Raw genomic sequence first — 11,581 nt, forward strand, 5'->3', positions numbered from 1 at the left:
CCTACTTATATATTCCTATGTCCACTACCGAAGACCTGCCCATCCCCGCACGCGCGCTGGCGCTGTCCGATGAATTGCGTACTGCCTTCAAGCGCCTGCTGCGTTCCATGCAGCGCGAAGGGGGCGAGCTGGAAGGCAGTGTGTCGATGATGCAATACATGCTGCTGGCGCTGATTCACGAGCAACCGGGCATCGGCGTGGCCGCGCTGGCGCGGCTGCAGAATGTGCGCGGGCCGACCGTCAGCGCGCAAGTCAAGTCGCTCGAAGAAGCGGGGCTGGTCGAGCGCAGCGCGCCCGATCCGCAAGACCGGCGCCGCTCTGGCCTGCAGGTGTCCGCGCAAGGGCTGACCGTGCTCGAGACCTTGCGCGCGCGCCGCCGCGATGCGCTGGCGCGGCGCATCGCCCGTCTGACTCCGCAGCAGATCGATGCGCTGGCCGCCGCCATGCAGCCGCTGCTTGAGATAGGCCAGGCATGAGCGGCCACGGTCAAGCTTCCGATGCCGTAAAACCCGTCACCGAACGCGAAGTGCGCGCCATCTATCTGGGCCTGATGGCCGTGCTGGGCTTGGGTGCGCTGGACCAGAGCATCGTTGCCACGGCCTTGCCGCGCATCGTCGATGACCTGGGCGGCATGGCGCATCTGTCGTGGGTGGTGACGGCGTATGTGCTGGCCTCGACGGCCACCATGCCCCTGTACGGCAAGCTGGCCGACCAGTACGGCCGCCGCCCGATGATCTTCACGGCCCTGCTGACCTTTTTGCTCGGTTCCGTGCTGTGCGGGTTGGCGCAGAATATGACGGAACTGATCATATTCCGCGCCATCCAGGGCCTGGGTGCGGGCGGCTTCATGCCGCTGGCGCAAATCATCATCGGCGACATCGTGCCGCCGGCCGAACGGGGCAAGCGGCAAGGCATGGTGCCCATCGTGTATGCCGTCACCAGCGTGCTGGGGCCCGTGCTGGGCGGCGTCATCACGGATGCCTTGTCGTGGCACTGGATTTTCTATGTCAACCTGCCCATCGGCGCGGCCGCCTTTGTCATCATTGCGCGCGCCATGCGCAAACCCGCGCGCCCGCATGCGCACCAGATCGACTACCTGGGGTCTGCCTTGCTGACGGGCGCCATCACGGCGGCCCTGCTGGTGCTGGCGCTGGGCGGCACGGAGTGGCCGTGGGATTCCTTGGCCATCAAGGTGTGCGGCGGCATTGCCGTGCTGCTGGGTATCTGGCTGGCGGTCCACGTGAGCCGCGTGGATGAACCCGTGCTGCCGCCCGACCTGTTCGAAAACCGCACCTTCAATATCGCCAGCCTGGTAATGGCCATGACCTTCATGGGCTTGATGGGCGCCAGCGTCTTCTTTCCCCTGTTCTTCCAGCTGGTGATGGGCACCAGTCCGGCGGAGTCGGGCGTGATGACGGTGGCCATGATGGTGGGGTTGGTGGTGTCGTCGATGTTCAACGGCCGCGTGCTGTCGCGCTCGGGCAAGTACAAGATGGTGCAGGTGGCGGGATTGGGCGTGGCAGTGCTGGCGTTTGCCGTGCTGGCCTGGGCCATGGCAACGTCGCGCGGTTACTGGATCATCGAGCCGGCCATCTTCCTCCTCGGCACGGGGCTGGGACTGGTGATGCCGAACATGACGATAGCCGTGCAAAATGCCTTGCCGCTGGCGCGCCGGGGCGTGGGCACGGCCATGCTGGCCTTTTTCCGCTCATTGGGCGGCTTGCTGGGCGTGACGGCGTCCGGCGCCATCCTGGCGCATCAGCTGCACCAGCATGGCGTGGAAGCCGTCTCGGCGCTGGGCGCGCACGCGGACCAGGCGCCGCAGTTGCATACTGTGGAAGTCTACCGCCATGCGATCGCCAGCGTGTTTGGCGCCGGCGCCGTGCTGCTGCTAGTGGGGCTGGTCTTCCTGCTGTTCCTGCCGGAACTGCCCCTGGAGGGGCATCCGGCAACGCTCAACGATGATCAATAGCGCTCGAGCCAGTGCGCGTACGGCGCCGGCAGGGTCCACGAGGCGCGTTCCACGCCGAGTTCCTTGGCGGCAAAGTATGCCCAGTGCGGATTGGCCAGGTGCGCCTTGCCGACCATGACCACGTCCAGCTGTTCTTCCTTGACGACGCGCTCGGCAATCGCTGGCGTGCCGAAGCCCCAGGCGGACGAGACGGGCACGCCCGCCTCCGTGCGCACGCGCTCGGCAATCGGGCCCATGAAGGCCGGCCCCCACGGAATCGAGACGTCGGGAATCGTGAAGCCCATGCTGACGCTGAGCATATCCATGCCGGCATCCTTGAATTGGCGCACCAGGCCGATCGATTCGAGCAGGGTTTGCTCGTCGCGGCCGTCAAATTCCAGCACGCCGAAGCGGATCGTCAGCGGCAGGTGCTCGGGCCATACGGCACGCACGGCTTTCAATGTTTCCAGCAAAAAGCGGCTGCGGTTTTCCACGCTGCCGCCATAGATATCGTCGCGCTGGTTCGCGTGGGACGAGAAAAAGCTTTGCGCCAGGTAACCGTGGGCGAAGTGCAGTTCCAGCCATTCGAAGCCCACTTCGCGCGCGCGCACGGCTGCGTCGACGAAGTTCTGTTGCACGCGGGCGATATCGTCGAGGTCCATGGCGCGTGGCACTTTCGGCAGGCCGCCGCCAAAGGCGATGGCGGACGGGGCGATGGTTTGCCAGCCGCGCGCGTCGCCTTCAGCGATATGGTCGTCGCCTTCCCATGGGCGATTGGCGCTGGCCTTGCGGCCCGCGTGGGCGATCTGGATGCCGGGCACGGAGCCGGCCGCCTTGATGGCTTTCACGACGGGTACGAAGGCTTGTGCCAGATCATCGTTCCAGATGCCCGTGCAGCCGGGCGTGATGCGGCCTTCCGGCGCCACGGCCGTCGCTTCGACGATCACCAGCCCCGCGCCGCCGCGCGCCATGCCTGCGTAATGCGACAGATGCCAGTCGTTGGCCTGGCCATCGACGGCCATGTATTGGCACATGGGTGGCACGGCGATGCGGTTGCGCAGGGTGATGTCTTTGAGGGTGTAGGGTTGGAAGAGGGCGGACATGGTGGCCTTTGTGTGTGTTGGTGGTAGATAGGGAAATGCTGATTCGGTAGTTCGTAAATATTCGAATAATGGAATTAGTATAGCGCATGCTGTATGATTCTGCTCATGCGTCCACACAAACATCCTCCCGCCAGCGAATTCGTGCTCGAAAGAGTGCTGTATGCCTTGAGCGATTCCATCCGCCTCGACATCGTGCGCCACCTGGCCAGAGTGGACGCGGCCGCCTGCGGCGACCTCGACGGCGGGCGGCCGAAGTCGACCGTTTCCCACCATTTCAAGGTCTTGCGCGAAGCGGGCCTGGTCTACACGGAAAACGCGGGCACGACGCACATGAATACCTTGCGCCGCGCCGATATCGAGAGCCGTTTCCCCGGCTTGCTCGATGCCATTTTGGCGCAGCAGCCTTTGGCGCCCGCGGCGCCGGAGGCGGAAAAACCGGCGGCTTAGCCGCCTGCCGTGCCCCGCCATTTGCCAGGCTCGGCTATCATGTCGGCCTTTCGGTAAATCCTCGGCCGCGCGCCTGTTGCGCGATGGGCTGGCGACACTACCTGGCATGGCAAGGGATGGGAATGACGGCAGCAGCAGTGGTAGTACAGACGGACCTGGAAAATCGTCCGCAGTTTGGCTGGATCAATGGTTTAAAGGCGGGCGCGGCGCAATTGATCGTGTTGCACCACCTGGCGTTTTACGGCCCCATGTCCGACTACGTGCGCCCCCTGTGGCCCGAGTTGCTGGACTGGCTGGGCGGCAGCGCGCGCATCGCCGTGCAAGTGTTTCTCGTCATCGGCGGCTTTCTGGTCGCCAAATCCCTCTCGCCCGCCGGCCATCCCGGCATCTCCAGCCCCTTGCAAGCCATCTGGCGCCGCTATGCCAAGCTGGCGCCGCCTTTCCTGGCCGCCACCTTGCTCGCCGCCATCATCACGCCTGTGGCTGGCATCTGGATGCTGCACGACTCCATGTCGGCCGCCGTCACCCTGGGCCAGTTGAGCGCCCATGCCTTGCTGCTGCACGGCGTGCTGGGCTATGAATCGCTGTCGGCCGGCGCCTGGTACGTGGCCATCGATTTCCAGCTGTACCTGCTGACGGTATCGCTGCTGTGGCTGGGCGGCCGCCTGGCGGGCCAGCGGCGCGGGCACTGGCTGATGCCATTGGCCGTCACCGTGGGCATCACCTTTTCCTTGCTGTATTTCAATCTCGACGCGGACTGGGACAACTGGGCGCCGTATTTCTTCGGCAGCTATGGCCTGGGACTCATGGCCTGGTGGGCCAGCGACCCCAGGCGCAAGCCCGGTGTCATGACCGCGCTCATGGTCATGGCCGCCGTGCCCGTCCTGCTGGCCCTGGCCGTCGACTACCGCAGCCGCATCGCCTTGGCCCTAATCGTCGCCTGCGCCCTGTTCCTGTTCGGCCGCGCCCGCACGCCTTCGCAGGGCCGCGCCTGGCGCATCATCAACGTCCTGGGGCGCATCTCGTATGCCGTATTCCTCGTGCACTTTCCCGTCAGCCTGCTGGTCAATGCATTATTTATCACGTATGTGCCGCTCGAACCGGAGTGGCAGGCGCTGGGCATGCTGACGGCCTGGGGCGCCAGCCTGGCGGCCGGGGCGGCGTTTTACCGCTGGGTGGAGGTGCCGCTGGGGCGGGTGATGGGCGGTGTGGTGGCACATCTGGCGGGGCGGCCGGCGTTGGTGTCGCGTTAAGGATTGGTTTCCGATATGCCGGGAGAAGGGGCTTAAGGATATAGTTGCCGTGTATGCATGAAGGCAAGAATTTCTATCGCGCTTGCTTCAACGCGATACACGACGACATAGTTTGGGTGGGCAAGCATTTCGCGCGTACCTGAAACTCTTCCGGGCCGGTATAGGTAAGGGTGGCAGGGAAGTCGGGAGATGGCGTGGTCGATGTCATTGTAAAGCTGCAACGCCGCCGGCCGGTTGCGCTGCGCGATATACGTGAGTATCGCGGTCAAATCTTCCTGCGCTTCAACCTTCCATTGAATCGGCAGCATGTCCGTCAGTCTGCGGCGTGACGATTTTTCTCAGTTGCAGCATGACTGTCTCGTGCGGTGCGGCAGGCCTGTCATCATTGAGCGACGCCAGCACCTTTGCGCGAAACCAGTGCTCATAGGTTTCGGCAGCTTCCGTTGTCGCAAATTCGGACGGGGTCGAGGATGGGGTGGCGTTCATGATGGTCTGATTATACGGCAGTCCGACAAAGTTGTATTGCAGGTGATAAGGCGTTTGATTTGTGTCAGGGGTGGGGGCATCCCGTGCAAGTGATGCTGCTGAAAACAAAAAAGCCAACCGCGAACGGTTGGCTTCTTCATAGTATTTGGTAGGCCGTGCGGGATTCGAACCTGCGACCAACGGATTAAAAGTCCGCTGCTCTACCAGCTGAGCTAACGACCCAAAAACTTTTTACAACAACTTCGGTAACACTGTGCTGTAAAAAAATGCTTGCTGGTACAACTCGCAAGCAGATCAGTACTGCGTATTCGTGGTAGGCCGTGCGGGATTCGAACCTGCGACCAACGGATTAAAAGTCCGCTGCTCTACCAGCTGAGCTAACGACCCGAAGAAGGAAGATTATAGGGGGTGCCCGGGATTCTGTCAAACCTAACGGGCAACTTTTTCCCCCGTTTTACTTTTTGCCGCCCCGTTCCTTGGCCGCTTGTGCCGCGCTGGAGTCCGGGTAGCGCGAGATCAGGGCGTTCAGGGTCTTGGTCGCGTTCGGCTTGTCTTTCAGCTCCGTGTAGCAGCTGGCGATGTTGAGCATGGCGTCGGGCGCTTTCGGGCTGTCCGGATAGTGTTTCAGCACTGCCTGCTGGGCCGTGATGGCGCTCTTGCAGTCGCGCTGGGCGTAATAGGCGTTGCCCAGCCAGTATTGCGCGTTGGCCGCGTAGGCCGATTCCGGATAGCGTTTCACGAAGGCGTCCAGGGCCGTGACGGCGCCCTTGTAGTCGCCGGACTTGAACAGGCCGAATGCGGACTCGTACGCGCTTTGCTCGGAGACGCCCACGGCCGCTTCCTGGCCATCGATGGTGACCTGGCGCGGCTCGAGCTTGCGCAGGCGCGCGTCGATGTCGGTGTAGAAATCCTTCTGGCGTTTTTGTACATTCGTCAGGTCGTTGCCCAGCACTTCGATCTGGCCGCGCAGGCGGGCGATCTCTTGCATGGTCTGGTCGTGCTGGTTGAGCAGGCTCAAGGTGCTGGTCTTGTCCGCCTTGGTGTCGATGCGGCTGTTCAGGTCGCGTGCCATGGCGTCCACCTTGGCGCGCAGCTCCAGGATGGCCTTGCGCGCTTCGTCGTCGTCGAACAGGGCGGCGTTGGCGTGCAGGGGCAGGTAGGCAAACGCGGCCATCAAGGCGGCGGCGACGCCGGCTTTCGAGAATGTCATCATGGGTCGGGCTTTCAAAGGTTACGCAAAACATGCAAACGGGGCGCCGGGCGGTGAATCACCGCGCTGCGCCCCATTATTATGCCTATGACTGGCCAGTTAGGTAAGCGTCAATGCTGCGGCGCTCACCCGTGAACATCAATAAACGATGTCAGCGCGGCGGTTTTCTGCCCATGCTGCTTCGTTGCTGCCTTGAGCTTTAGGCTTTTCTTTGCCCAGCGACACGGCTTCCATTTGGCCTTCTGGCACGCCCAGGGCGGCCATCGATTTGCGCACGGCTTCAGCACGTTTCTGGCCCAGGGCCAGGTTGTACTCAGCGCCACCGCGTTCATCGGTGTTACCTTGGATCAGGATCTTGCGGCTAGGCGTTTTCACCAGGTAGCCAGCGTGGTTTTGCACAACTGCGGTGTCTGCTTCGCGTACGACGTATTTGTCGAAGTCGAAGTAGATGCTGCGGTTAGCCAGCACGCCTTTTGGATCGTCCAGTGGATCGACCGATGCGGTCGTTACTGGCTGAACTTGACGGGTGTCAACTGGAGCGACGACTTTTTCAGGAGCGCGCTCAACCACTGGGGTTTCTGCGACTTTGACTGGGGTGCTGCAGGCGGACAGCAGGGCTGCGGTAGCGGCGATGAAAGCCAAGCTTTTAAAGTTACTCATTTTTATTCTCCGGGTCATGGTTAAAGGTGAAACTGTACAGCATTTACTTCATAAAAGGACCCCAGGTGGGCTCCTTGATATTGCCAGCTTGCGTAGTCAAACGCTGTTTGACGCGGCCATCCACCGATACCACTGCCAGCGACTTGCGTCGTCCGGATTCGGTCGCGTACATGATATATTTCCCGTTGGGCGAAAAGCTCGGTGATTCGTCGTTGGCGGTGTCCGACAGGCGCAGTTCCTGGCCACTAGCCAGGTCGAGCGCGTAGAGCTGGAAATTGCCGTCGCGACGGGAAATATAAGCGAGAGTCTTCCCGTCGGACGAAATCCGCGGGCTGATGTTGTAGGAGCCGCCAAACGTCACGCGCTTGGCGTCGCCACCGCCAACCGACATGCGGTAGATCTGTGGTCCGCCGCTGCGATCGCTGGTGAAGTAAATGCTTTGGCCATCGGCCGAGAATTGGGGTTCCGTATCGATGCCGCTGCTGCTGCTGACGCGGCGCAAGCCGCTGCCATCGGCATTGACGGTATAGACCTGGGTATGGCCATCGCGCGACAGGGCCACGGCCAGGCGCGAACCGTCCGGGCTCCAGCTGGGCGCCGAATTGCTGCCTTTTTCATTCGACACGATGGTGCGCTGGCGCGTCACCAGGTTTTGCACGTAAACGATGGGTTTTTTCTTTTCAAACGAGACATACGCCACCTTGGTACCATCCGGCGACCACGACGGCGAAATGATCGGCTCGTTCGAGCGCAGGGCGACCTGGATGCCTTCGCCATCGGCGTCGGCGATTTCCAGGCGGTATTCGCGGCCCGATTGCGTGACGTAAGCGATGCGCGTGGCAAACGCGCCTTTGACACCCGTCAGTTTCTCATAGATGTCATCGGCGATTTTGTGCGCCAGCAGGCGGTTGAACTGCGGCGCGGCAGCATTGTTCATGCTGGAAATCTGCGCGCCCTTGATGGTGTCGAACAGCTTGTAGCGCACGTCCAGGCGTCCATCGGCCATGCTTTGCACGCTGCCAGCCGCCAGTGCGTCGGCGCCGCGCGACTTCCATTGGTCGTAGCTGACGGGCGCCGTTTCCGATACGGGCGCATCGGCGTCGATCAGCTTGAACACGCCGCTGCGCGCCAGGTCGGCCTTGATGATGCCGGACAGCGATTGCGGCGCCGCCGATTCATTGACGAAGCTGGCGACAGCCACCGGGATCTGGTTGCTGCCGATCCCTGTAATCTCCACGCGCAGCTGCGCCTGGGCGCCGGAGGCTCCCAGCATCAGGCCGGCACAGAGCACGACATAGCTCATTTTTTTCATGATCATCATTTAGGCAAATCCTTCATCTCGAATATGAGTTCAATCTCGCGTTCCACGGTGCCGTCTTTTTTCTTCGGCAGTGGCGACGATTTATTAATGGCGTTTTCCACCGAGCTGTCATACGCCGGCAGACCGCTGCTTTTAATCTTTCGGACCGAAATAATTTCCCCAGTTGGCAGTTGCTCGATCTTGAACACGGCGCGCGGGTTGCCCGGCACGTCCGTGCTACCGCTGTACGCGATATTGCTCTTGATCTTGCTCGTCAGGGCAGCGACATAGCCGCTGTCCTTGCGTGGCGCGGTCGCTTTCGCGGCCGTGCCCGTTGTGCCATTGCCTGCCTGCGCCATCATCCGTTTCATGGCATCGGAACGCACTTTCTCGGCGGCGGCATTTTCTGCTGCCGCTTTTTTCGCCTTGGCGGCTTTTTCGGCCGCGGCTTTTTTATCGGCCAGTTCTTTCTCGGCTTTTTCTTCCGCCGCTTTTTCTTTGGCTTCCTTGGCTTTCTCCAGCTTGTCGGCTTTTTCTTTTTCCAGCTTGTCAGCCTTGTCTTTTTCTTTCTGCTTCTGTTTTTCCAGTTCGCGCTTTTCTTCTTCGCGTTCCTTCAATTCCTGCTTGCGGCGTTCTTCCGCTGCCGCTTTCTCTTTTTCTTCTTTCAGCTTGGCCTTCTTGCGTTCCAGGGCGATCTCCGCCTCGCGCAGGTCAACCTTCGGCTCGGGCGCTGCCACCGGCGGCGGTGGCGGCGGGGCCGGCTGCTCCACTTGCGGTTGCGGCGGCGGCGCCGGTGTCGGCTCCGGTTCCGTCGCCACCTCGGGCGGCGGCGCGGCCGTCTGCACTTTCAGGTCCCACACTTCCGCTTCGACGGCGACAGGTTCCGTATTTTGCCAGTGTACGCCCACCCACAGGAAAAACAGCAGGCCAAGGTGCATCGCCAGCGCCAGGCCCAGCGAGGGCCAGCGGCTGCGTTCGCGCGGCACGCTGTAAGGCTTGCCGAGTACATGGTCGATTTGTTTGGTCTGCAAAGTCTAGTCTATCTAAAAACGGTCAAGTCTGGAAACAGGGTAATGCGCTTACTTGGTGGCCAGGCCGACTCTGGTAATGCCCATCTTTTTCGCTTCCGAAATGAGCTGGATCACATCGTCGTACTTGCTTTCCTTGTCGCCCGCGATCATCACGGGATAGTCGGGATTGCTCTCGTGCAAGCCGCGCAGCTTGCGCAGCAGGGCGTCGCGGTTCGGTTCCGTTTCCGGCGACAACTGTTCCTTGCCGATGACGCCGATCGACAGCGAACCATTCGGTTTCAGCACGATCTGAATATAGTCATCGGGCGGTTTCGCCGAGCGTTCCGCGTTGGGCAGGTTCACCACGCTGGGATTGTTCGACGATGGCATCACCATGAAAATGATCAGCAGCACCAGCATCACGTCGATATACGGCACGACGTTGATTTCGGACTTGAACTTGCGGCCACGGCCACCGCGCATGCCGCCGCTATTGAATGAGGAACCCATGGACCTTGCTCCCTTTTAGCGCGACTGGCGCTGCAAGATGTTGGAGAATTCCTCGACGAAGCTCTCGAAGCGGATCGCCAGGCGGTCGATGTCATGCGAAAAGCGGTTGTAGGCGACGACGGCGGGAATGGCCGCGAACAGGCCGATGGCGGTGGCGATGAGCGCTTCGGCAATGCCGGGCGCGACGGCGGCCAGGGTGGCTTGCTGCACGTTGGCCAGGCCGCGGAAGGCGTTCATGATGCCCCAGACGGTACCGAGCAAGCCGATGTAGGGCGAGACGGAGCCGACGGAGGCGAGGAAGGCCAGGTGCGATTCGAGTACGTCCATTTCACGCTGGAAGGCCGCGCGCATGGCGCGGCGTGCGCCGTCGAGCACGGCGCCCACGTCCAGCGCTTCGCGCGAACCGTAGGATGCCTTGCCCTTGATGAATTCGCCCATGCCGGCATCGAAGATGCGGGCCAGCGCGCCGCTCTGGTCGCGGTTGCCGCTGGCGCTTTGATGCAGCGCATGCAGGTTGCCGCCGGCCCAGAAGCTGCGTTCAAATTCGATGGTTTGCTTGCGCGCCTGGCGCACGGCAAACATCTTGCGGAAAATGTAAGTCCAGCTGGTCAGGGAAATCAGCAGCAGCAGGGCCATGATCAGTTGCACGATCAAATGGGCATTGGAGATGAGCGCGAGGAAAGAAAGATCTTGTGTAACGTTCATTGGCTGGCAGTCTGTTGGGTGAATTGTCCGGGGGGTGGCGGTAGGGCTCAGGCAGCGCGCATGCGGGCCGCCACTGCATCAGGCACGGCGCGCGGGCGCAATGCCGAGTCGACGCAGCCGATCTTGACGCGGGCCGTGTTCAGCAGGCGGTCGCCGCACCAGGCTTGTTGCAGGAAAACGATGGAGGCGCGCCCCATTTTTTCTATGCTTAAGGTTAATCTTACCGTGTCATCGAGCCTGGCTGGCGCATGATAGTCGGCGTTGACGCTTTTGACAACGAACATCGCGTCGTGTTGTTCCAGCAATTCCTGCTGGCCCACGTCGATGGCGCGCAGCCATTCGGTACGCGCGCGTTCGAAGAATTTCAGGTAATTTGCGTAATAGACGATGCCGCCGGCGTCGGTGTCTTCATAGTAGACACGTACGTTCCAGGTAAAGACTGAAGGCATGTTTATTGCGCCAGTAGTGAGATTGAGCAACATTTTACGCGATTTTTCTTCTTGTGACTGTGGGCGCTTGCTGGAAAGCCATGCAAAAGCTGCATATAAGTTGCACCGCAGCATTGTAAATCCGGGGGGCGCAATGGCAAGCTTCGTAACATACGCTTACATGCCGCAGCCAGGTTTACGTTCAGCTTAAGAGCCGCAGCCATGCTGCGGGGCGGCCTGTGGCCATGCCCGGGCTGCGATGGCGCGCCGCGATTATAGCCGCACGGTTGCATTCCTTGCTCAATTTGGGCACTTAACTTACAATTTGATTTCCATTACGTCTCACGTGACTGGCGAAAAGTCGGGCGATCTCCCTGGATGGCGATCGGCAAACCGGCGAAAGGTGGGCACCCACCGGGAAACGTGAGATTTTTCATCAGCCGTTCGCCTGGGTAGCCACTATGGAAAAGCACGAAGAGGCTGCCTGTCCAATGTTGTTATTCACTTAACGCCGGCTC

14 protein-coding genes, 2 tRNA genes and 1 riboswitch are annotated in these 11,581 nt (G+C 61.3%); of the genes, 4 read left to right on the forward strand and 12 right to left on the reverse strand.

The window, feature by feature from the left end; all coding sequences use genetic code 11:
- The first annotated feature begins 17 nt into the window (after positions 1 to 17).
- Complete coding sequence (locus tag C8C92_RS09160; protein WP_116743596.1) at positions 18 to 476, forward strand: MarR family transcriptional regulator; 459 nt, start codon at positions 18 to 20, stop codon at positions 474 to 476.
- A complete protein-coding gene (locus tag C8C92_RS09165) occupies positions 473 to 1,972 on the forward strand; it encodes an MDR family MFS transporter (RefSeq protein WP_243420156.1) in 1,500 nt (499 codons plus the stop codon). Before C8C92_RS09160 ends, C8C92_RS09165 begins: the two co-directional genes overlap by 4 nt.
- Here the strand turns inward: C8C92_RS09165 and C8C92_RS09170 are convergent.
- The gene (locus tag C8C92_RS09170; RefSeq protein WP_099760130.1) at positions 1,966 to 3,054 is read right to left on the reverse strand and encodes an NADH:flavin oxidoreductase/NADH oxidase; all 1,089 of its coding nucleotides are present in this window, start codon (positions 3,052 to 3,054) and stop codon (positions 1,966 to 1,968) included. The genes C8C92_RS09165 and C8C92_RS09170 overlap by 7 nt on opposite strands.
- 105 nt (positions 3,055 to 3,159) lie before the next feature.
- Here C8C92_RS09170 and C8C92_RS09175 point away from each other — a divergent pair, with 105 nt between their 5' ends.
- Positions 3,160 to 3,501, forward strand: coding sequence for a helix-turn-helix domain-containing protein (locus C8C92_RS09175; RefSeq protein WP_099764232.1), 342 nt, complete (start codon positions 3,160 to 3,162; stop codon positions 3,499 to 3,501).
- Positions 3,502 to 3,623: 122 nt separating this feature from the next.
- Positions 3,624 to 4,754, forward strand: coding sequence for an acyltransferase (locus C8C92_RS09180; RefSeq protein ID WP_099760129.1), 1,131 nt, complete (start codon positions 3,624 to 3,626; stop codon positions 4,752 to 4,754).
- A 32-nt stretch (positions 4,755 to 4,786) separates the two neighbouring features.
- Here C8C92_RS09180 and C8C92_RS09185 read toward each other — a convergent pair whose 3' ends face one another.
- The 11 genes from C8C92_RS09185 to ybgC form a co-directional block, all read right to left on the reverse strand.
- Positions 4,787 to 5,062 (reverse strand): type II toxin-antitoxin system RelE/ParE family toxin, encoded by a 276-nt coding sequence (locus tag C8C92_RS09185; RefSeq protein ID WP_116743597.1) that lies wholly within the window; start codon positions 5,060 to 5,062, stop codon positions 4,787 to 4,789.
- On the reverse strand, positions 5,037 to 5,240 hold the full coding sequence (locus C8C92_RS27430) for a stability determinant (protein WP_143451697.1): 204 nt from the start codon (positions 5,238 to 5,240) through the stop codon (positions 5,037 to 5,039). The genes C8C92_RS09185 and C8C92_RS27430 overlap by 26 nt, the downstream gene beginning before the upstream one ends.
- A 146-nt stretch (positions 5,241 to 5,386) precedes the next feature.
- A tRNA-Lys gene (locus tag C8C92_RS09190) sits at positions 5,387 to 5,462 on the reverse strand.
- Between the two features lie 89 nt (positions 5,463 to 5,551).
- A tRNA-Lys gene (locus tag C8C92_RS09195) sits at positions 5,552 to 5,627 on the reverse strand.
- 67 nt (positions 5,628 to 5,694) lie between these two features.
- Positions 5,695 to 6,453, reverse strand: a complete 759-nt coding sequence (gene ybgF, locus C8C92_RS09200) for a tol-pal system protein YbgF (protein WP_099760127.1) — start codon at positions 6,451 to 6,453, stop codon at positions 5,695 to 5,697.
- A 135-nt stretch (positions 6,454 to 6,588) separates the two neighbouring features.
- Complete coding sequence (gene pal, locus C8C92_RS09205; protein ID WP_096234468.1) at positions 6,589 to 7,110, reverse strand: peptidoglycan-associated lipoprotein Pal; 522 nt, start codon at positions 7,108 to 7,110, stop codon at positions 6,589 to 6,591.
- Positions 7,111 to 7,153: 43 nt separating this feature from the next.
- A complete protein-coding gene (tolB, locus tag C8C92_RS09210; protein WP_099760126.1) occupies positions 7,154 to 8,431 on the reverse strand; it encodes a Tol-Pal system beta propeller repeat protein TolB in 1,278 nt (425 codons plus the stop codon).
- Positions 8,428 to 9,441, reverse strand: coding sequence for a cell envelope integrity protein TolA (tolA, locus tag C8C92_RS09215; protein WP_116743598.1), 1,014 nt, complete (start codon positions 9,439 to 9,441; stop codon positions 8,428 to 8,430). The genes tolB and tolA overlap by 4 nt, the downstream gene beginning before the upstream one ends.
- Positions 9,442 to 9,489: 48 nt before the next feature.
- Positions 9,490 to 9,930, reverse strand: coding sequence for an ExbD/TolR family protein (locus tag C8C92_RS09220; RefSeq protein WP_242428498.1), 441 nt, complete (start codon positions 9,928 to 9,930; stop codon positions 9,490 to 9,492).
- 15 nt (positions 9,931 to 9,945) lie between these two features.
- Positions 9,946 to 10,635, reverse strand: coding sequence for a protein TolQ (tolQ, locus tag C8C92_RS09225; RefSeq protein ID WP_071078726.1), 690 nt, complete (start codon positions 10,633 to 10,635; stop codon positions 9,946 to 9,948).
- A gap of 47 nt (positions 10,636 to 10,682) precedes the next feature.
- A complete protein-coding gene (gene ybgC / locus C8C92_RS09230) occupies positions 10,683 to 11,084 on the reverse strand; it encodes a tol-pal system-associated acyl-CoA thioesterase (protein ID WP_046682324.1) in 402 nt (133 codons plus the stop codon).
- 315 nt (positions 11,085 to 11,399) lie between these two features.
- A riboswitch (ZMP/ZTP riboswitch) is annotated at positions 11,400 to 11,524 on the forward strand.
- The last annotated feature ends 57 nt before the right edge of the window (positions 11,525 to 11,581 follow it).

The organism is Janthinobacterium sp. 78, assembly GCF_003096775.1.
Lineage (GTDB): Bacteria > Pseudomonadota > Gammaproteobacteria > Burkholderiales > Burkholderiaceae_D > Janthinobacterium > Janthinobacterium tructae.